The 21,437-nt window shown below is 55.2% G+C and carries 17 protein-coding genes; 6 read left to right on the forward strand and 11 right to left on the reverse strand.

The genetic code is table 11. The features are described 5' to 3' along the window. Positions 1–21: 21 nt before the first annotated feature. From EUZ85_RS24880 to EUZ85_RS24890, 3 genes are all read right to left on the reverse strand, one after another. Positions 22–420, reverse strand: a complete 399-nt coding sequence (locus EUZ85_RS24880; RefSeq protein WP_241566856.1) for a hypothetical protein — start codon at positions 418–420, stop codon at positions 22–24. A 184-nt stretch (positions 421–604) separates the two neighbouring features. Further along, a complete protein-coding gene (locus EUZ85_RS24885) occupies positions 605–1,564 on the reverse strand; it encodes a diguanylate cyclase (RefSeq protein ID WP_164887347.1) in 960 nt (319 codons plus the stop codon). 42 nt (positions 1,565–1,606) lie between these two features. Beyond that, positions 1,607–2,623 (reverse strand): response regulator, encoded by a 1,017-nt coding sequence (locus EUZ85_RS24890; protein ID WP_127972844.1) that lies wholly within the window; start codon positions 2,621–2,623, stop codon positions 1,607–1,609. A 351-nt stretch (positions 2,624–2,974) separates the two neighbouring features. On the opposite strand from EUZ85_RS24890, the gene tcdA reads away from it, so the two are divergent. Further along, positions 2,975–3,766: a tRNA cyclic N6-threonylcarbamoyladenosine(37) synthase TcdA gene (gene tcdA / locus EUZ85_RS24895; RefSeq protein ID WP_127972846.1), complete on the forward strand. Its 792-nt coding sequence runs from the start codon at positions 2,975–2,977 to the stop codon at positions 3,764–3,766. A 186-nt stretch (positions 3,767–3,952) separates the two neighbouring features. Next, positions 3,953–4,720 carry an ABC transporter substrate-binding protein gene (locus tag EUZ85_RS24900; RefSeq protein WP_127972847.1) on the forward strand — a complete coding sequence of 256 codons (768 nt, stop codon included), beginning with the start codon at positions 3,953–3,955 and terminating at the stop codon, positions 4,718–4,720. Between the two features lie 3 nt (positions 4,721–4,723). On the opposite strand, the gene EUZ85_RS24905 is transcribed toward EUZ85_RS24900, so the two are convergent. From EUZ85_RS24905 to EUZ85_RS24915, 3 genes are all read right to left on the reverse strand, one after another. Further along, on the reverse strand, positions 4,724–5,941 hold the full coding sequence (locus EUZ85_RS24905) for an osmoprotectant NAGGN system M42 family peptidase (protein ID WP_127972848.1): 1,218 nt from the start codon (positions 5,939–5,941) through the stop codon (positions 4,724–4,726). Positions 5,942–5,951: 10 nt separating this feature from the next. Then, positions 5,952–7,712, reverse strand: coding sequence for an N-acetylglutaminylglutamine synthetase (gene ngg / locus EUZ85_RS24910; RefSeq protein ID WP_127972849.1), 1,761 nt, complete (start codon positions 7,710–7,712; stop codon positions 5,952–5,954). Positions 7,713–7,797: 85 nt separating this feature from the next. Beyond that, a complete protein-coding gene (locus EUZ85_RS24915; RefSeq protein ID WP_127972850.1) occupies positions 7,798–9,570 on the reverse strand; it encodes an N-acetylglutaminylglutamine amidotransferase in 1,773 nt (590 codons plus the stop codon). 214 nt (positions 9,571–9,784) lie between these two features. On the opposite strand from EUZ85_RS24915, the gene EUZ85_RS24920 reads away from it, so the two are divergent. Further along, positions 9,785–10,252, forward strand: coding sequence for a MarR family winged helix-turn-helix transcriptional regulator (locus EUZ85_RS24920; RefSeq protein ID WP_127972851.1), 468 nt, complete (start codon positions 9,785–9,787; stop codon positions 10,250–10,252). Between the two features lie 79 nt (positions 10,253–10,331). On the opposite strand, the gene EUZ85_RS24925 is transcribed toward EUZ85_RS24920, so the two are convergent. Beyond that, positions 10,332–12,506, reverse strand: a complete 2,175-nt coding sequence (locus EUZ85_RS24925; protein ID WP_127972852.1) for a malate synthase G — start codon at positions 12,504–12,506, stop codon at positions 10,332–10,334. Positions 12,507–12,926: 420 nt separating this feature from the next. Beyond that, positions 12,927–13,391 (reverse strand): carboxymuconolactone decarboxylase family protein, encoded by a 465-nt coding sequence (locus tag EUZ85_RS24930; RefSeq protein ID WP_206617948.1) that lies wholly within the window; start codon positions 13,389–13,391, stop codon positions 12,927–12,929. Between the two features lie 146 nt (positions 13,392–13,537). On the opposite strand from EUZ85_RS24930, the gene EUZ85_RS24935 reads away from it, so the two are divergent. Together EUZ85_RS24935 and EUZ85_RS24940 are read left to right on the forward strand one after the other, a co-directional pair. Further along, positions 13,538–14,431, forward strand: coding sequence for a LysR family transcriptional regulator (locus EUZ85_RS24935; RefSeq protein WP_127972853.1), 894 nt, complete (start codon positions 13,538–13,540; stop codon positions 14,429–14,431). 287 nt (positions 14,432–14,718) lie between these two features. Next, positions 14,719–15,543: an immunoglobulin domain-containing protein gene (locus tag EUZ85_RS24940; RefSeq protein ID WP_127972854.1), complete on the forward strand. Its 825-nt coding sequence runs from the start codon at positions 14,719–14,721 to the stop codon at positions 15,541–15,543. A 227-nt stretch (positions 15,544–15,770) separates the two neighbouring features. Here the strand turns inward: EUZ85_RS24940 and EUZ85_RS31275 are convergent, their stop codons facing one another. From EUZ85_RS31275 to EUZ85_RS24955, 3 genes are all read right to left on the reverse strand, one after another. Then, positions 15,771–17,516 carry a methyl-accepting chemotaxis protein gene (locus EUZ85_RS31275; RefSeq protein WP_127972855.1) on the reverse strand — a complete coding sequence of 582 codons (1,746 nt, stop codon included), beginning with the start codon at positions 17,514–17,516 and terminating at the stop codon, positions 15,771–15,773. Between the two features lie 213 nt (positions 17,517–17,729). Further along, positions 17,730–18,383, reverse strand: coding sequence for a fumarylacetoacetate hydrolase family protein (locus tag EUZ85_RS24950; protein WP_127972856.1), 654 nt, complete (start codon positions 18,381–18,383; stop codon positions 17,730–17,732). 22 nt (positions 18,384–18,405) lie between these two features. Next, on the reverse strand, positions 18,406–19,809 hold the full coding sequence (locus EUZ85_RS24955) for an FAD-binding oxidoreductase (protein ID WP_127972857.1): 1,404 nt from the start codon (positions 19,807–19,809) through the stop codon (positions 18,406–18,408). A 368-nt stretch (positions 19,810–20,177) separates the two neighbouring features. On the opposite strand from EUZ85_RS24955, the gene serA reads away from it, so the two are divergent. Continuing rightward, positions 20,178–21,407, forward strand: a complete 1,230-nt coding sequence (gene serA, locus EUZ85_RS24960) for a phosphoglycerate dehydrogenase (protein ID WP_127972858.1) — start codon at positions 20,178–20,180, stop codon at positions 21,405–21,407. The last annotated feature ends 30 nt before the right edge of the window (positions 21,408–21,437 follow it).

Consider the following 21,437-nt stretch of genomic DNA (forward strand, 5'->3'; position numbering starts at 1 on the left):
GTTGGCGGCGGAGAGAAAAGATCAGCCGGGATTGTTGCTGGAAAGCGGACCGTTACGGATTTTATTGATCAGGGAGTCGTAGCGGGAGAGAAGGGATTCAATCTGCTTGAGATCCTTACGAATCCTGTCGCTCTGCAGCAAGCTGCCGCCCAAATTGAACTCAACCTCATAGTCGAAACAACTACACACCTTCTGGCGGTCTTTGATATTGATTTCAACCTTGTTGATAGCGATGTCGCCGAAGTCCATGGGCAGCTTGAGAGAAATGACTGCTTTGCCTCCGACCTGAAGGTTTTCATCGGTGCGCAAAAGCATACCTTCCGCGGAAAATTGCAGAATCTGCACCTTTACCCACTCCCGCGACAACAGTCCTCGCTTGATTTTTAATTCAGCATGCAGGTGGGTAGCTGGATTTTTCAACCGACTCCTTGGGGACGCCTTCATTTCTGGTTCTCGCGACAAACGACCGCCGAAACTCTAACCAAACGACCGTTTAAAAGCAAAAAAATGTTGATAGCGCCCACTTTCCCCTAGCGGTGACTTTTTATCACATCATAACTCCTGTCTAAGCCTTTGGGGACGCGCACTTTACTGAATTCTCTCGTTATTTTTCGTAGGTCGTGGCGCGGTTGCGTCCGCCTTGTTTGGAAGCGTACAAGGCGGTGTCGGCGCGCTCGATCCATTCTTTATGATCTTTAATCTTTTTATCCAGTTCAGCCAGCCCCAGACTGATGGTGAAACGGATATCGCGCCCCTCGTGAGTGACTTCCAGACTCTCGATGCGGGTGCGCAGGCGCTCAGCGAAGTTCATGGCGTTTTTGCCGTCGGTATTCACCAAAATGACGCCGAATTCTTCGCCGCCGTAGCGGCCGGCGATATCCGTACTGCGCATGGTTTCCCGCAACGTGGCGGCCACCAGGCGAATCACTTCATCCCCGGCGGGATGCCCATAAGTGTCGTTGACCTTCTTGAAATGATCGATATCGAACATGATCAGCGTGCTCGCTTCATTAGTGCGCTTCAGACGCTGATACTCTTTCACCAACTGCTCTTCCCAATAGCCGCGATTGTTGAGCTGGGTCAGCCTGTCAATGCGGCTGAGCTTCTCCAGTTTCGAATTGGCGGCTTCCAACTGGCGACGGTTACTGGCGATGTCGGTGACGTCATAAATGATCAGACAGATGTTCTGTACTTCACCGTTGGGCGACACCAGAGGCGTAATAGTGATGTTCTGATACATGAACTCTTCCGTCCCGGTGATCGGACGGTAGTTTTTGAAGCGAAACAGAAACGGACGCTGTTCCCAGGTCGTAAAGGTGCGGTTCTTGAGCAGGAATACGGATTGGGTTTTATGCTTGAACCACTCTTCGGGTATTTCCTTGAAGACATCGAACAGCACCTGATCCTTCACCACATGGGGCCTCAGCCCGCTATGGTTCTCCATGAAACTGTTCCAGACGTTGATGCGGTATTCCGAGTCCAGCACCACCAATCCGACATCGATAGTCTGGAGCATATCCATTACCCAGTGGAATTCAGTAATGTCGAAGTGATTCTCAGCCATGGATTTACCGTTTTCCTTATACTTTTTATATTAACTGCGACTCTATATTAAATACGCCACTTTATCGCGAAATACCGGCAGCGAGTCTTCCGTAAAAAGCAGCAGCAGATCGCAATTGATGTTGTAGTTCTCAATGCTATAGCAAATTTCAATGGCCAGGGTTTTGGTCCAGCGCCAGTTGTTGTTGCTCAACAGATCGCCGACGTTCACATGCTGCCCCAACACTACCGGATGCCCCTGACTGAAGGCGATGTCCAACTGCTCAGCGATACCTTTGATGCAGGCGCCAATCAGCACTGAGGACACATCCATCAGCAGCTCCAGCTCAACCAGTTCATTCAGCTTGCCGTCATAACGCATCAGCTTCGCCATATCCTTGAAGCTGGAGTCGTGGAACAGCAGGAAGGCTTCGCCGGCAATGCCTGAACCGATAAAACCCTGGCATACGCCAGAATAAGTATCGTTGTCCTCCGTCGCCTGCAGCGCCATTTGCAGCTCGGATATTTCCAGCAGATTCACCCGCGGTATCGGCAGCAGCACAAACACGTCCAGTAAACGCGCGAGCAGGTCAGCCGCCTGCCCCATGGCGACGTTGGCCACTTCCTGGAAGGCGTCGAACATGGAAATGGCGCCCTGATGGCTGGCTGTGCGGTCCACCGCCGGAGCGGCCGCCTTGGCCGGGGCGTCGGACTCGGTGTAAAGACCGGTCTTCTGCAGAATCGCCGCTAACTCGTCGCCGTTGATCGGTTTTTTAATGAAATCGAAAGCGCCTAACCCAATCACGCGTTTTCTGGCGTCGGGCTGAATATCGCCGGAAACGACAATGACGACCGTCGGCAACTCTTCTTTGCTGATCACCTCGAGCGTCTGATAGCCATCCATAACCGGCATGTTGAGGTCGAGAAATAACACATCCCCCAACCCCTGATGAATCAGGTCAATCGCTTCCTGGCCGTTGGCGGCGAAACTGACCTCAACATCCCAGCCCGCAGGCAGCGACTTGGCCATCTGCTTGCGCGCTACGCCTGAGTCATCGCAAATAAGAATGGGAATGGTCATGTATAAGTCCAGTTATAGTTGTCTGCATGTACGATAGCGGTTGTTTGAATATGACTACTGAATCAAGCGAACGGTCTCCACCTGAGTTTCGCCAGTAGCCAATTTGCAGGCGGTCAAAATCTCCCTCTGGTTGGCTTATGAAGTCGAAATTTTAGGCGCGCTCTTGCCGATATCCTGTAGATAAGTAAAGATCATCTTGCTCTTATTGGCAAAAAAGAGCCGTCCATGACTGCTTGGAAAATTTAGAAAAATTGCCCGATGGCGCTTATAATCCGCGCTTTGCTTGCGGCGCGCCAAGGTTCCCGCCCGCTCAGCCGGATTCATTCAGCATTAGTCCCGGATCAGATCGCCATGACAGATTCAGATTACAGTTTTCGTTTCGGGGGCATCGCCCGCCTGTACGGCCAACGCGCCCTCGAGCGCTTTCGCAACGCCCATGTCTGCGTGATCGGCATTGGCGGCGTCGGCTCCTGGGCGGCGGAAGCCCTGGCCCGCTCAGGCGTGGGAACCATCACCCTGATCGATATGGACGACATCTGCGTGTCCAACACCAACCGACAGATTCACGCTCTGCAAAACACGGTTGGGCGCAATAAAATCGAAGTCATGGCGGAACGCATCAAGGCGATCAACCCGGAATGCGACGTGCGCACTGAGTTCAAGTTCGTTACCGAGAAAAACGTGGCGGAGATGCTGGATCGTGGCTACGACTTCATCATCGACGCTATTGACAGCGTACGTCATAAATGCGCCATCATCGCCTACTGCAGACGCAACAAGATAAAGATCGTCACCGTGGGCGGCGCTGGCGGCCAAACTGACCCGACCCGCATCGAAGCCTGCGACCTGAGCCGCACCTATCACGATCCGCTGCTGGCGAAAACCCGCAAGCGCCTGCGTCAGGAATACAACTTCCCCGACAACCCGCAGCGCCGCTTTGGCGTGGAAGCGGTATTCTCCACCGAACAGCAGGTCTATCCAGATGCGGAAGGGGAAGTCTGCCAGAGCAAGCCGGGCAATATGGAGAGCACACGTCTGGACTGCGCTTCCGGCTTTGGCGCCGCCACGGCGGTCACCGCCACTTTCGGTTTTATCGCGGTGTCGCGGGTGCTGAAAAAGCTGCAGGAAAGCGCGAACAAATAATCTCTCACACGCTCCAATTTCGCCCAACAAACGGCCCTGGTCAGCGACGATGCCGAAACGTCGGCAGCCCTAGCGGTTTCCCGACGATAGCCTATGCTTAGACTATAGCGACCCTTCGACTTCCCGCAGCGGCCGGGCGCAGTCTTCCGAGCCGCGCCATAACCTCGGCGTACTGGGTTGAATGTTATGAACAGACGTGTAACGACTTTTCTGGGCAGCATCATCGTGACGCTCGCCGCGACTTTCTGCGGCGCGGCGGAAACCATCACTATCAGCACCGGCGACTACTCCCCCTGGACCGTCGAAAAGTCCACCTATGGCGGCTATGTCAACCGTCTGGTGCGAGAAGCCTTCAAACGCAAAAACATTGAGGTGGAGTTTGTCTATTTGCCCTGGAAACGGGCTTACGAGGAAGTACGCACCTTGCGCGTCCACGCCAGCTCATTCTGGTTTTTCAATGAGGAGCGCAACGCGGAGTTCTATCAGGTAGGGCCAGTGTCCTGGCATAACGAGGTGTTCTTTCACCTCAAGTCCAACCCTATCCCTAACTGGAGCAAATTCTCCGACCTGAAACCCTACAGGATCGGCGCCACCATCGGTTATACCTACTCCGACGAGTTTTGGAACGCAGCCCGCAGTAACGTGTTTGGGCTGGAAGAAACCGCACGCGACGACATCAATTTCCGCAAACTGCTGCGCCGCCGCATCGACCTCTTCCCTATTGACGAAATGACCGGCTGGCGCATTGTGCGCGAGCAGTTCGACGCCGGCATGGCGGACCTGCTGACCACCCTGCCCAAGCCGCTGACCACCACGCAGGGCTTCATTCTATTTTCCCGCGCCCATCCGGACAGCGAACGCCTTTCCTCCCTGCTGACGGCCAGCCTGGAGGAAATGGACAAGGATGGCGTCTTCGACACTTACATGGACGAAATGCTCAAAGGCAATTTTTAACGCCTACTTCACTATCTGCTTTTTACCGCGGCCGCCTTTTTCACGCTCGCCCAGCACTTCGTTCACAGTCGGCACGGCAGTGCCTCCAAACTGCATTTCGTCCCAGGTGATCTGATCCTGAAAGTCTTCCTTGGGAATATTCGCCTGGGCGTCATGCGGACGCACCGGTTCACTTTGCGCGTAGCGCACCACCAGATCGGAAATGGCGGTCAACGCGTCAATATGGGTGCGCTCGTAGCCATGGGTGGCGTCAGTGCCGAAGGTCACCAGCGCATGGCGGATATCATGACCCGCCTGCACCGCCGACACTGCGTCACTATAGTAGTAGCGGAACACATCGCGCTGATGGGGAATATGATGATCCTGACACAGATGAATCAGGTGCCGGGTCAGATGCCAGTCGAATGGCCCCGAGGAATCTTTCATGGCGATGGTGACGCCATGCTCTTTAGCGTTCTGTCCTTCCGCCACCGGGCCGATATCAATGCCCACAAATTCGGTGACATCCGCTTCAATCGCGTGCCCGACGCCGGAGCCGATTTCTTCCGTCAGGGTAAAGATTGGCAGACAGTCCATGGCCAGCGGCAGATCGTTCTCCACAATGGCTTTCAGCCCCGTCAATAGCGCGGCGGTGCCTGCTTTGTTGTCCAAATGGCGGGAGACCACGAACCCATTGGGCAGAAATTCCGGGTTGGGATCAAAGGCTACAAAGTCGCCCACGCAGATTCCAATTCTGAGGGCGTCTTCTTTGGAGTAAATACACTCGTCCACGCGGATTTCCACGTGATCCCAGGTCACCGGAAGGCGGTCCACTTCTTCGTTGTAACGGTGTCCCGCCGCATATAAAGGCAATACAGATCCTCTGAAACAGCCGCTGTCGCTGAAGATGGTCACGCGTGAACCTTCCGCGAAGCGGCTCGACCAATGCCCCACAGGAGTCAGACATAGGCGGCCGTTGGGCTTGATCTCACGCACCATGGCGCCGATGGTGTCCAGATGCGTCACCACCGCCCGTTGCGGCGCATTCAGTTTGCCCCGCAATCGTCCTTTGATGGTGCCGCGCCGGGTCAACTCATAATCAATGCCCAGTTCGCTCAAACGCTCGCACACGTATACAACCGCCCCATCCGTGAAACCGGTGGGGCAAGGTATGGCCAGCAATTCGAGCAATACTTTGGTGAGGTACTCAGAGTCCAGGGTATAGCCTTTCTCTTCTATCATAACTTCGCCTCTAAGATGCATGTCGTACGCTCCGCGTCAGCGGGAACAGCAAATCGATAAAACGTTGCGCCGTTGGCTGGGGCGCGTGATTCTCCAGCCCCGGGCGTTCATTAGCTTCAATAATGACGTAATCCGGCGAGGTGTGGTCCTTGACGATGAAGTCCATACCCACCACCGGAATCTGTAGCGCTCTGGCGGCTTCTTCCGCCGCCGCGCGCAGTTCGGGATGCAGATCATCGGTGACGTCAATCAGCGTACCGCCGGTATGCAGGTTGGCGGTGCGCCGTACAAACAGGTGCGCTTCTACTGGCAACACGCTGTCCCAGTCATAACCCGCCTCGCGAATACAGCGTTCGGTTTCCGCATCCATGGGTATCTGACTTTCACCGCCTGTCGCCGCGGCGCGCCGACGGCTTTGCTTTTCCACCAGCGTGCGAATGGAGTCGCGTCCGTTGCCGTAGATCTCCGCTGGACGACGAATCGCCGCCGCCACAGTGTCGAAATCAATCACCACCACCCGCAGGTCGAATCCGGGATGGTAGGTTTCCAGCAGAACAGAGGAGGAAACACTCTCCGCTTTATTGATCGCGGCGTGCAGGTCGTCCACATTGCGGATATCCACGGAAATGCCTTTACCCTGCTCGCTATCCAGGGGCTTCACCACCACCGCTCCGTGATCGGCGAGAAACTCTTCCGCCTGCTCCCGCGAGTCATACAGTTGATAAATCGGCGTGCGCAACCCGGCGCGGGCGCAGGTGCGGTGTGTCAGCATCTTGTTCTGACACAGGGACATAGTCAGCGCTGTCGTCATGTCAGTGAGAGACTCATGGCAACGTATGCGGCGACCGCCAAAGCTCAAGGTGAACAGGTTGTTGACTTCATCGTCGATCACCACCTCAATGCCCCTGCGCATGGCTTCGTTAACGATGATTTTGGCGTAAGGATTCAGCTTCGCGGAGGGCTCCGGCCCAACAAACAACTTCTCATTGATGGCGTTTTTCTTTTTGAGCGCAAAGGTGCGTATCGCCTGAAACCCGAGCTTTTCGTATAGCGCCTTGGCTTCATAATTGTCATGCAGCACGCTAAGGTCCATGTACTGGCATTCCCGCGTCTGAAAGTATTCCGCCAGATAGCGCACCAGCGCTTCGCCGACCCCGGGAGTCTTGCTGTCCGGGGACACCGCCAGGCACCACAGGCTGGAGCCCTTGCTGGGATCGCCAAAAGCCTTAATGTGGTTTACCCCCATCACGGTGCCGATGATCTTGCCGCTGCCCAGCGCCTCCGCCACCAAATAGACAACATCTTTGGAATGACGATGCGCGAGAACATGATCCACAGGTGCACAGACCATTTTTCTCTGGGTGAAAATCGCATTCAGCGCTTCCACATCCGCCGTGCTGCTGGCGCGTCTGACGGTGACGCCAGGCAGAGCCCGAGTGCGCGGACGATACTGACTCATCCACAAGCGCATGGTGTCGGAGGGGTCAAGAAACAGCGACTGCGGCGCATGACTCAGCACCACATGTGGGTCCGCGACATAGAGCGCGATATCGCGATCGCCGGTGGATTCTTCCGTCAGACTCTTCGCCAGCTCTTTCGGGCTTTCGAATGTATTCGCCAGCAGCAGTCGCCCCCAACCGCAGTGAACGCTCACATTCCTGGGAGCGTCCGCGTCCGCGTCCGCGCGTATGTGTTCCGCCTGCATGGATTCGTATGACGGCATTTGTTTGCGCAACATCCTTTCATGATGATGGCGGGGTGTAATAGCCATATTGGTGTAACCTTTTCGTGCCTGAGGTTGCTTAGCGCAGCGCCGGTGTGACGCTGCGGGCTTCACGGCTGAATAATGCTTACCGTTATAAATTGTGGCGCTGCAGCCAGAGCTCCAGCAGGCCAAGCTGCCAGAGTTTGGAGCCGCGCAACGGCGTAATGTGCATATCGGGCGACAACAACAGGTTGTCCACATACGCCTGATCAAACAGGCCGCGCTCCCGTGCGCTTTGCGTGGACAGGGCTTCCTTCACCCATTCCAGAATGGTTCCGCGCAGATACTTCAGCGCAGGCACCGGAAAATAGCCTTTGGGGCGATCAATCACTTGAGAGGGAATCACGCGGCGCGCGGCTTCCTTCAAAATCCATTTGCCTTCATCTCTGACCTTCAATGGCGACGGGATACGCGCGGCCAGTTCCACCAGTTCGTGATCGAGGAACGGCACCCGAGCTTCCAATCCAGCGGACATGGTCATGTTATCCACCCGCTTCACCGGGTCATCCACTAACATGACGCTCATATCCAGACGCAACGCCTTGTCCACCGGATCGTTGGCGCCGGGACGCAGGAAGTGCTGCTTGACGAATTCGCCGGCGTAATCCGGCGCTATCCAGCGAGGCTGCACTGTCTGCTTGTACTCCTCATAACTGCGGTCAAAAAACGCTTCGCGATAACAGGCATAGGGATCTTGCGCGCCGACCAGAGGCGGATACCAGTGATAGCCGCCGAACACTTCGTCGGCGCCCTGCCCGCTCTGCACCACGCGGCAGTACTTGCTGACTTCCTGGGACAACAGATAAAACGCCACGCAATCGTGGCTCACCATCGGTTCCGACATAGCGTCGATGGCCTTTGGCAAGGCTGAAAACATGCGGTCCGAAGCGATCTGAATCTTGTGGTGACGAGTGCTGAAATGATTGGCGATGATATCGGAATAGTGGAACTCATCCCCTTCTTCCCCACCAACCGCTTCGAAGCCGATGGAGAAAGTCTGAAACCCGTCCGGAACCACTTCCGCCAGCAATCCGACCAGCAGACTGCTATCGACGCCGCCGGAAAGCAGCACGCCGACCTCAACCGCCGCGTTATTGCGACGGCGCACGGATGCAAACAAGGCCTCTAACAGACGATCGCGCCAATCATCCGCAGTCAACGTCTCGTCGCCGGGCTGCATACCGAAAGCAAGACTCCAGTAGCTGCCCGTGTTGATGTTTCCGGTTTTATCCAGCTCCATCCAGGTTCCCGGCTGTACTTTGTAGATGCCTTCAAAAATCGTATCAGGCGCCGGTGTGACGGAGTGAAAGTTGAGATACATGTTCAACGCTTTGGGGTTGATCCGCGCGTTGAAGTCCGACGCTTTCGCCAGCGCCGGCATAAATGAGGAGAAACGCAACGCCTTGGCGTCATGTTGAAAATACAGCGGCTTGATGCCGAGGCGATCGCGGGCCAGCATCGTTTTACCACTGTCGCGCTCCCAAACAGCCAGCGCAAACATCCCGTTGAACCGGGTCAGGCAATCCTTGCCCCATGCGTGATAGGCCTTCAACACCACTTCCGTATCGCCGTCAGAGTAAAATGTATAACCCCGGCCTTCCAATTCCGCGCGCAATTCCCGGTGATTGTAGATAGCGCCATTGAACACCAGCGCCAACCCCAAAGCAGGGTCGTACAGCGGCTGCTGGGATGCGTCGGAGAGGTCCATGATTTTCAGGCGCCGGTGGCCGAATGCGATATTGTTCTGAACAAAGACACCTTCCGCGTCCGGGCCGCGTGGGGTTTGAATGTCGTTGGCGTGACGGATGAAATTTAAATCGGGCGAGTGGTTGTCGAAGCGGATCTCTCCGCATATGCCACACATAAGAACTCCTTGGTTTGTTCATACATATAGCTGATCAATATTAGCACACATTTACTTTGACAACAAAGTAACTGATATGCGCGAAACCTCCTATACTTCTGTTTTTAGGTAATTTTAAAATTTTGTCATGTAATATTTATGTCACAAATTAAAAGGTGGATAGCCCAACAAGTATGAAGGATAATATGAGTTTTTCCATTGATGTAATTTACCCATGACTCGACACGATGAAGTATTGGTCCTGATACGAAGGATTATTCGTGCAGCGGACCTACGCTCCAAGCAATTGGGCAAAGAAACCGGACTCACCGCGCCGCAGTTATTAATTCTTCGTTCCATCGGCGACTCCCGAAACACAACGATGAGCCAGGTCGCGCAGAACATCAGTCTGAGCCAGGCGACGGTCACCAGTATCGTTGACCGCCTGGAAAAGAAAAATCTGGTGGCGCGTATTCGCGACTCGGTAGACAAACGGCGCATTTATCTGGTGCTGACGGATGAAGGCAAAGAAGTGCTGGCGGGCGCCCCCCGGCCGCTGCAGGAGCTGTTCACCTCCCGCTTCGACAACCTGCCGGAGTGGGAGCAATATCTGATCCTGGCCAGCCTCGCCAAAGTCGCGGACATGATGGACGCCACTGATATCGACGCATCGCCGTTGCTGGCGGTGGGCTCCGTCACCTAAGGCGGGACGCAAGAGGCATTTGCCTGAAAACGAAAACGCCCGGCTTCAGACCGGGCGTTTTGCATTCAGCGTTACAGGATCAACCGCCGAATTTGGCTTTCGCCTTGCGACGATAGGCGTGCAGTAGCGGCTCGGTATAACCGTTAGGCTGTTCGCAACCTTTCAGCACCAGGTCGCAAGCGGCTTGAAACGCCACACTGTCGTCAAAATTCGGAGCCATATTGCGGTAACTGGGGTCGCCGGCGTTCTGACTGTCTACAATCGCCGCCATGCGCTGCATGGTTTCCAGCACCTGCTCTTTCGAGCAAACGCCATGACGCAGCCAGTTAGCGATATGCTGACTGGAAATCCGCAGCGTCGCGCGGTCTTCCATCAAGCCCACGTCGTTAATATCAGGCACTTTGGAACAACCCACGCCCTGATCGACCCAGCGCACCACATAGCCCAATATGCCCTGCGCGTTGTTATCCAGCTCCTGCTGAATGTCCTGCGCGGACAAAGCCTGATCGCCCAGTAAGGGAATGGTCAGGATATCATCTAGAGACGCGCGGGTACGGGAAGCAATCTCCTCCTGACGCGCCGCCACGTTCACCTTGTGATAATGCAAGGCGTGCAGAGTCGCCGCAGTGGGAGACGGCACCCAGGCGCAATTCGCGCCCGCTTGCGGGTGGCCAATTTTGGCCTGAAGCATCTGCGCCATTTCGTCGGGAATCGGCCACATGCCTTTGCCGATTTGCGCCTTGCCTTTCAGACCCACCGCCAGACCGGTATCCACGTTCCAGTCTTCATAAGCGTTGATCCAGGGCTGCTGTTTCATCGTAGACTTACGCACTACAGGGCCCGCTTCCATACTGGTGTGGATTTCGTCGCCTGTGCGGTCCAAGAAGCCGGTATTGATGAACACCACCCGGTCCGCCGCCGCTTTGATGCACGCCTTCAGATTAATAGTCGTGCGACGCTCTTCGTCCATGATGCCGACTTTCAGAGTGAAGCGCGGCAGTCCCAGAGCATCCTCGATACGGGCGAACAGATCGTTGGTGAACGTCACCTCTTCCGGGCCATGCATCTTCGGTTTAACGATATAGACGCTGCCGGTCTTGCTGTTGCGCAAAGGGCCTTCGCCTTTTAGATCGTGAATGGCGATCAGCGACGTCATCATGCCATCCAGAATGCCTTCTGGAATTTCTTCGCCATTGCTGTCAAGCACGGCGTCGATCGTCATCAAATGACCGACGTTGCGCACGAACAACAGACTGCGCCCAGGCAGGCTGAAACGCTCGCCATTCGGGGCGATGTATTCGCGGTCAGCGTGCAAAGTACGAGTAACGGGTTTACCGCCCTTGTCGAAAGTTTCCGCCAGGTCGCCCTTCATCAGGCCCAGCCAGTTGCCGTACGCTACCACTTTGTCTTCCCCGTCCACCGCGGCCACAGAATCTTCACAGTCCTGAATAGTGGTTAAAGCAGCTTCCATCAAAACATCTTTGACGCCGGCGGGATCGGTTTTGCCGATAGGGCTGTTAGCATCAATCTGTATCTCGAAGCGCAAACCATTGTTTTGCAGCAGAAGGCCTTTAGGCGAGGAGGGTTCGCCGACGTAGCCGGCCAGTTTGCTTTCATCCAACAGGCCGACGCTGGAGCCGGACTGCAGTTTCACCGCCAGACGTCCGTTCTCCACGCTGTAGCCGACGGCGTCCTTGTGACTGCCGGAGGCCAAGGGCGCAGCTTCGTCCAGAAACTTCCGGGCGAACTCGATGACCATGGCGCCGCGCACCGGATTGTAGCCTTTGCCTTTCTCCGCGCCGTTTTCTTCGGAGATGACATCGGTACCGTACAACGCATCGTACAGGCTGCCCCAGCGCGCATTGGCGGCATTCAGGGCGAAGCGGGCGTTCATTACCGGCACAACCAGCTGCGGACCGGCCATGGTGGCGATTTCCGGGTCCACATTGGCGGTGGCGATCTGGAAGTCTTCCGCTTCCGCCGCCAGATAACCGATGTCTTGTAGAAATGTTTTATAGGCCGACAGATCGACCTTACCTGGGTTCTCGCGGTGCCAGGCGTCGATCTGCGCCTGCATCTCATCGCGTTTTTTCAATAACGCCTTGTTTCTGGGAGCCATTTCATTAATAACGGCTTCCAGCTCGGACCAGAACTTATCCGCAGAAACGCCAGTTCCGGGGATCGCTTTTTCATTCACGAAGTCGTACAGAACCTTAGCGACCTGTAAGCCGCCTACTTGTACTCTATCTGTCATAGTAAGCCTCAACACACTCTCTTGTGGTTTCCTGAATCCCTTCGCGCGTCGACAGACCTGTGCGACATGATGCCGCAAAGGTCGCCGCAGACGCTTCATTACGGGTCCCCATCCGTTCCGAAGCAGGCGAAGAGCGCGTCATTTTACGTGAAAATACGTAGATAATCATGTGCAAAAGATTACTAGCAAAATTACGGCCCAGGTAATCGGGCGTAAGGATTAAACTGCCGCCGCAGAAAGGTCCGGTGAAAATCTGCGTATCACCGATGCAAACCTATATAGATACATATATAGATACATATATAGATAGATAGAAGGAGGGATGACTGTGAATCGAGATAGAGAGCTGGAGGAGAAAGCAGCGGAAGGAGCAAACGCCCCCACCGCGTAGGTCTGGATAAGGCCAGCACCGCAGGGCGCTTAAGAGTACTGCCCTACCTGATAATCACCGGGTGTATAGGAAAAAGTCTTCGCCAAGCGGTTCCAACTGTTGATCTGCGCGATAGCCAGAGCAAGATTCGCCGCCTGCGCATGGCCAAACAGGCCGATCACCTTTTCCATCAAGGCGTCCTCCACTTTCTGCTCCGCCACCAAGGTCAATGTCTCTGTCAGCGCCAGCGCCGCCCGCTCCTTGTCATCAAAGCACGCCATTTCACGCCATACTGCGACGGCGTTCAATTTCAACGGGTCGACGCCAGCCGCCACTGCATCCTTATAGTGCATGTCGACACAGTAGGCGCAGCCATTGATCTGCGACGCCCGCAGGCGCACCAGCTCCAGCAGCTCTTCTGCGAGACCGGTTCCGCGTACGTAGCTTTCCACCGTCATCATAGCGGCATATAGGGGCTTGGGGATTTCAGTCAGGGCGATACGAGTGCTCATCATCTTGTTCCTTCTATTAATTAACGATATCGGCTTTAGCCATGGGCATTATCAATCTATGCAAAAAACTTAGAAATAAGACCTATAATCAAATCTGTTTTGCATAAAACGCAAAGCCAATCTTTTTCCGTCAACGGTAAAATACACCCATGCTCGACGAACTCAAAACCTTCATCAAATGCTGTGAATGCGGCAGTTTCTCCGCCGCCGGCAAGGCGCTGGTGTTATCGCCCTCTTCCGTCTCCCGGCAAATCGACAATCTGGAAGCCAAGCTGCAAACCAAGCTTTTCCAACGCACGACAAGACAGCTTATTCTCAGTGATGAAGGCCACTTTCTGTTCAAGCGCGCGGAAGACATTCTGGCGCAAGTCGATGACACCATCGCATCCTTACGCCAACAACACAGCGAGCCAGAAGGCCGCTTGCGCATTTCGGTATTCGAGAGTTATGGCAGATTGCGCATCGCTCCCCTGCTACCGCAATTCCTCGCGCTCTATCCCAAGGTCAGCATTGATATCGAGCTGGAAAATCAGATTGTGGATCTTTATCGGGACGCCGTGGACATCGCCATACGCATCGGCCCGCCGGAAGACTCACGGCTAAAAGCCAAGAAATTGACTGACGGCCGCACGCTGTTATGCGCCAGCCCGGACTACGCGCAAAGATTTGGCTCACCGCAAACACCAGACGAACTGGCGCAACATAACTGTCTACTCATCAGTCGCGGGCGTCGTCAGGCCTGGTGGCACTTTCGCAAGGGCCAGGAGTATCGTCGCGTGCAGGTGCAAGGCTCCATCCGCTCCGCTGGCGGCACGCCGCTACTGGAGTGCGCGCTACAAGGGGCGGGGGTCACTCTGCTCACACAATGGTCGATGCAGCCCTATATAGATGAAGGGCGTTTACTACAGTTGCTGCCGCAATGGGACGCCTCGCTCTACGCAGAAAAAAGCGCCGAAATTTATGCGGTCTACATCGATAACCATTATATGCGGCCTGCTATCCGCGCCTTTTTAGACTTTCTTGGCGCACAAATCACGCAGTAGAGCCCTTCATCGAAGGATAAAAAACGCCGATAAGCGGCTTTCATCGAAAAATACCCTCAACTTTTTCCGTTCTTTCCTCTTTGCGTTCTTTGTTCCCGTGAACTAATCGGCACCTTTGTCCCAATTAGTTCACATAACCCAAATGGACTATCTCTCAGTTCAATAAATAGCCAATTTTTTGACGCATTTTTGTACATTTTATGTGCGTTTTACAACTTTTGACTAAAAATTAATCCGTAGAATGGCCCCATCAGTTACGAATCACCATTCATCTGGGGAATAACAACATGACTACCACTACCAAATTTACAGCAAAAGTTTTCAGCGTCATTCTGGCCAGCGGCCTGTTGGCGCAATTGGCTCCTATGGCGGAAGCCGCTTCCTGGAAGCGCTCCAACGACACTCAAGTGAGCACCAAGGGTTCCTGGAAAAAGACCACAGACGTCACTACTACTGATACCTCTACTACTGACACGTCTACCACTGGCGCTTCCACTACTGATAGCTCCACTGCGACGGATACATCCACAACCACCACCGTTGCGGACACCTCCAGCAGCACGACCACCACGGAAGAGCAAACCGTAGCGGTAGACATCAACATTACTTTTCAACCGATGTCTCAGTATGTGCCCGTGAACAACCTGACTACGCTGAACGTCGCCGCGACAGGCAGTGGAACCCTGGCTTACCAGTGGCGTAAGGACGGTGTGGCCATCCCAGACGCAGTTAAGTCTTACTACGATATCAGCGCCGCCACCATGGACGACCAGGGAACCTATGATGTGATCGTCTCCAACAGCACTGGCTCCGTGGTCAGCAACAGCGCACAAGTCACTGTGTTCGTAGACAGAACCGCCAACATGTTCTGGCAGCCGCCCACTACTCGCGAAGACGGCAGCGCGCTGGCTCTGGAAGACATCTCAGGCTACCGCATCTACGTCACTAACGACGCTGGTTCCCTGGAAGCGACTTATGACGTGCCCGCTGGCCAGTACTACCACTACTTCGACAATCTGGAAACCGGCACGCACTACTTCACCATTACCGCCATCGACACCAGCGGCATGGAAAGCGACTTCTCTGATCTGATGAGCAAAACGATCTTCTAAGCCAACGCTTATTAATATGGCAATGATATTGGCATGTTAATAACTAGGCGCATGGATGCGCCTGCGCGGCGGCTAGCCGCGGGAGACAGGGCCTGACCTGTGCAGGCCCTGTCGTTGCAGACAAATAGAAGGAAGCTATTTGACTGCCTGATTAATAGCAAGATCAGAAAACAAAAAAGCGCAGGCGGGGGTAACCCGCCTGCGCTTTTTTCTGTCGAACCAACGACTTAAAACTTAAACAAGCCAACCGCCGTGCGGATATCGCTACTGACCTCGTTTAACCTTGAGGACATATCCGTGGTGGCTTCCGCCAATCCGTTGATCTCATTGGTTTGCCCGCTCAGGTTATCAATGCTGCGGTCAATGCTCTGCACCGCTTCGCACTGCTCCGCCGTCGCCTGGGCGACCTGATGATTCAGCTCATGCATACGCGCCACCGCATCGGAGATGGCTTCCAAGGCTTTGCGACAGTCGTCGATCTTCGCCACGCTGAGCTTGCTTTCGTTCAGGCTGACGCCGATTTCGCCTACCGCGCTCTCCGCATCCCGCTGGAGATTCTGCACCACTTCCTGTATTTCCGTGGTCGATTCATTGGTGCGCTTGGCCAGACTCCGCACTTCATCCGCCACCACAGCGAAACCGCGCCCCAGCTCTCCCGCCCGGGCCGCTTCAATTGCTGCGTTCAACGCCAGCAAATTGGTCTGCTCGGAAATGCCGCGAATCACATCCAGCACGCCGCCAATGGACTCAGTGCGCTGCGCCAGCTTGCCAATAACTTCACTGGCGCTCTGAATGCGGTTGGAAAGGTCTTCGATTGAGCGCACCGACGCCGCCATCGCACTGCGCCCGGCTTCGGTCAGATCGGTCACCTCTTCCGCAATATGCGCGGCGCTGTCCGTCGTCTCCTGGATGCCTTTCGCCGTCGCAGTCATCTCGTTGGTCGCCGCCGCCACCATCGAGGTCTCCGCCTGTTGCTGGTTAACCTGGTCCGCCAGTTTCAAACTGCCGTCAGCGCCTTCCGCCGCCACGCCCTGTAGCACTTCCGTCGCTTTGCCGACATCGCTGATCAGGCTACGAAATTTAAGCAGCATGCGATCCAGGGCCTCAGTGATATCCTGCAATTCATCCGAGTTGTCGTAATCGATGGTGCGGGTCAGATCATTCTGCGCTTCGATATCGGAAATCACCCGGGTCACTTTGCGCACCGGGCGCACTACCGACCAGATGAAAAAGGCGCCCAATAGCAGACAGGAAATCACCATAAAACCGAGCCCCGCCAGACTCGCCCGGCGCGCGTCGTCAACAGCGCCGCCTATCGACAATGCTCCCTCCTGCACCAGACTGCCCTGATGCGCGACCTTATCGGCCGCCGCCGCCACGCCTTCCGCCGAGGTTTTCTGCGCCGCCTCGTACTCGCCGCGAATCTGGTTCAGCATCGTGATGAACTTAATCGCCTCACCTCGCGCCCGTTCGCTCATGGACTTACCCATGGTCATGGAGCGCTCCTCGTAAAATCCGAACATTCTCACCGCGAAGTTCTGATACCGGTCCAGCGCATCCTGAATCTTTTTGAAACGCTCCTCCCGCTCAGGATCATTCGCCGCCAGGTCCGCCAGCATTTTTTTTACTCGTCCGAAGGTGGTTTCGCCCAGGCTCAATGAATTGCGGTCCGCCGCCAGGGAGGCGTGGAAAAACCAGTACTGCAACTCGCTCAACAACAACTGCGCCTGGGTTATCGCCGCCACCCGGTCATAGATTTTCTGCTGCTCCCCCATCAACTGGTTCTGCTCGCGCACCAACTCATTCTGGGCGTCAATGCTTTGTAACTGTACGGAGACCGTGTCGGAAATTTCGTTGATGCGAAGATTCAAAAAATAGGACGACGTCGCCGAGATAAGAATAAAGACCAGGAACAGCAGGATAACGCGCGCCTTAATGGTCATTAACAAGCGCAATGACGTAGGTAACTTCATGACCAACCTCTATAAATTTATTTTTTTAGTGTGTAACCAACTAAGTATAGACGCCGCATGAAGGCTTAACCGGCGCAACTGAAATATGTTGTTGCAGGGGCGCCGCTACTGTGACCAAAGTCAGGCTGCGCGGGGTTATAGAGTCAAAGAGGAGTCAGTTTGCAGAGGGCGGAGAGAGCAGGAAAAGAAACGGGCGCAGCGCGCCCTTTCCTATCAAGCGACGGAAGTGGCGATATCCAGCCCAAGGGACAAGGACAGCTCAACGCGGTCGCCGGATTGCAGACGTCCGACGCCGGCTGGCGTGCCGGTAAGCGCCACATCGCCAGGCATCAGTGTGAAGTGCGAGGACATATAGGCCAGAAGTGGCGCTATCGCGGTGATCATGTCGGAGGCTTTGCCGTCCTGACGCAGCTCGCCGTTCAGATACATACTGAAATTCAGATCGGCGAGGTCGTCCTCCGCCGTCACGGAAACGAAATCCGACAACGGACAGGCGCCGTCAAAGCACTTGGCGATTTCCCAAGGGAGGCCTTTTTCTTTCAGAGCCGATTGCAGGTCGCGCCGGGTCAAATCCAGGGCCAGGCCGACGCCGATAACGGCGCTGCGCGCCTCCTGCGGGGTCGCGTTTTTCAACGGCTTGCCGATAAGCAGGGCGATTTCCGTTTCATAATGCACATCCCCCTCAGGAATAACGAGAGGCCCCCGCATGTCCACCACCGCCGTGCTCGGCTTGATGAACAGGATGGGGGTGGTCGGCACCGGGTTGTTTAATTCCCGGGCGTGCTCAGCGTAGTTACGTCCTACACACACCACTTTGCCGATCTGACTCTCAAAATCGCCTCCGCCAATAAAACGCGCCTTGACCATAACAAACGCTCCGTTTTCCCGTTTAGATATCCAGCACTTTGCCGGGGTTCATCACATTGTTGGGATCAAACGCCACCTTGATCGCCTTCAGGTAAGCGATTTCTTCTGGAGCGCGGGTGTATTGCAGATAGTCCTTTTTCAGCAAGCCCACGCCATGCTCGGCGGAAACGCTGCCTTGATGACGCTGCACGGTTTCAAACACCTGAGTGTTCACTTCTTCACACTTGGCGAAGAACTCTTCTTTAGCCAGACCTTCCGGCTTCAGAATATTCAAGTGCAGGTTGCCGTCGCCGATGTGGCCGAACCAGATGATCTCGAAATCTGGATAACGACTGGCGACAATTTCGTCGATTTCCGTCAGGAATTCGGGCACTTTGCTGGGAACGACCGAAATATCGTTCTTGTAAGGCGTGAACTTGGAAATGGTTTCGGAAATATCTTCACGCAGACGCCACAGGTTTTTAGCCTGGGTTTCGCTCTGGCTGATGACGCCATCCACCACCCAGCCGTTTTCCATGCATTCCTCGAAAACGCCCATGGCTTCTTCCAGAGTTTCTTCCGTCAGCGATTCAAACTCCAGCAACGCGTAAAACGGCGCTTCGCCTTCGAAAGGCGCCGTCACATCGCCGTTAGCCAGCACATGACGCAGCGCTTTGTCGGAGAAAAATTCGAATGCGGTCAGGTCGATGCGGCGGGAAAACGCCTGCAGTACATCCATCACATGATTGAAGTGGCTCAGGCCGAGCACTAGCACCGTGAGGTTTTTAGGCTGACGGGTCAGCTTCATGGTGGCTTCGGTGATAAAGCCCAAAGTGCCTTCGGCGCCAATAAACAGGTGGCGCAGATCATAACCGGTGTTGTTCTTGGCCAGACCTTTGTTGAGTTCGAGAATATCGCCTTTACCGGTGACCACTTTCAGGCCGGCCACCCAATCGCGGCTCATGCCCCAGCGGATCACCTTGATGCCGCCGGCGTTGGTGGACAGGTTGCCGCCGATCTGGCTGGAGCCGGCGGAGGCGAAATCCACCGGGTAAAACAGTCCCTGCTCCTCAGCGAAGTTCTGCAGTTGCTCGGTAATGACTCCGGCCTGACATACAAGGGTGCGGTCAGCGGGATTGAAGTCGCTGATTTTATTCATGGCGTCGAACGCCACCACAACCTCGCCGGAGGCCGCCATCGCGCCTGCGCTCAGGCCCGTCCGGCCGCCTGACGGCACCAGGGCGAAGCCCATTTCATTGGCCGCCAGCACAATCGCCTGCACTTCTTCCGTGGTTTTGGGCAACACGACAGCCACGGGATCGGGCTCGTATTTCTTGGTCCAGTCCTTGCCGTACGCCTGCAAGGAATCCGCATCCGTCAACACTTTGCCGGAGACGACTATGGCCTTAAGCCTCTCAACGATCTGTTCCGCCGCAACCTTACTCATAGGATTTCTCAACAACACCTTGTAATCAGCGTCCGGAAAACCGCGTCGCCACTGCGCGCGCAGCCTTTTGCCACATGACGTGGAGAGACATCGGTCAACCGGCGATTTATATGAATATGCGAGTTCAAAAAGCGGCGATTATGGTATCATACGCGCCCTGCGCTGTAGATCCCTGATGCGATTTATGTCTGAATCCGGGGTTTGGTCACCAACAGCAGAGCCCAAAATGCTAAGCGCCAGTGGCGGAGTTTGTCGGCGCCGTTCCCAGCCTGAAAAATAGAATAACGATGGAGGCGGCCCGGGAAGCCTTTCTGTTTAAGAACTTAGCGGCGGAAATAAGTGCGATTACACAAAAGGTCCGAACCGATATGACACAGACGTCCTTAGACAAGAGCAAGATCAAGTTCCTTCTTCTCGAAGGTGTGCACCAGTCTGCGATAGACACCCTGCAAGCGGCTGGCTACACCAATATCGAGTATCACAAGGGCTCCCTGCCCGAACAGGAACTGAAAGAACGCATCGCTGACGCTCACTTCATCGGAATACGCTCCCGCACCCAGCTCACTGAAAGCGTGCTGGAAGAAGCGAAAAAGCTGATTGCGATCGGCTGTTTCTGTATCGGAACCAATCAGGTCGACCTTGACGCAGCGCTGGCGAAAGGCGTCGCCGTCTTCAACGCCCCCTACTCCAATACCCGCTCTGTCGCCGAACTGGTGCTGGCGGAAGCTATTCTGCTGCTGCGCGGCATTCCTGAGAAAAACGCGTCTGCGCATCGCGGCGGCTGGTTGAAACACGCGAAGGACAGCTATGAAATTCGCGGCAAAAACCTGGGCATTGTCGGTTACGGCAGCATCGGCGCGCAGTTGAGCATCATGGCGGAAGCCATGGGGATGAAAGTCTACTTCTACGACGTTTCAACCAAACTGCCCCTGGGTAACGCCACACAGGTGGACAGCCTGAAAGAACTGCTGGCCATCAGCGACATCGTCACTCTGCACGTGCCGGAAACTCACAGCACCAAAGACATGATGGGCGCTGCGGAATTCGAAGCGATGAAGGACAAGAGCATCTTCATCAACGCTTCCCGCGGCACTGTCGTGGATATCGACGCCCTGGCGGACGCGTTGCGCGCCAAGAAACTGCTCGGCGCCGCCATCGACGTATTCCCGGTGGAGCCTCGCTCCAATGACGAGGAGTTCGTTTCTCCCCTGCGTGAATTCGACAACGTCATTCTGACGCCTCATGTCGGCGGCAGCACCATGGAAGCTCAGGAAAACATCGGGCGCGAAGTCGGCGAGAAGCTGGCCAAGTACAGCGACACCGGCGCCACCGTGACATCCGTTAACTTCCCGGAAGTGTCTCTGCCTTCGCATCCGCAGAACCATCGCTTGCTGCACATCCACGAAAACGTCCCGGGCGTGCTGTCCGAGATCAACAGCGTGTTCTCCGACAACGGCATCAACATCTGCGGTCAGTACCTGCAGACCAACGATAAGGTCGGTTATGTGGTTGTGGACGTGAACAAGGATTACAGCGATCTGGCGCTGCAAAAACTCAAGTCCGTCAAAGGCACCATTCGCTGCCGCGTGCTGTTCTAAGCATCCCTTACAGCGAAACTCGACGCCGCT

Origin of the sequence: Hahella sp. KA22 (assembly GCF_004135205.1) — a bacterium.
Lineage (GTDB): Bacteria > Pseudomonadota > Gammaproteobacteria > Pseudomonadales > Oleiphilaceae > Hahella.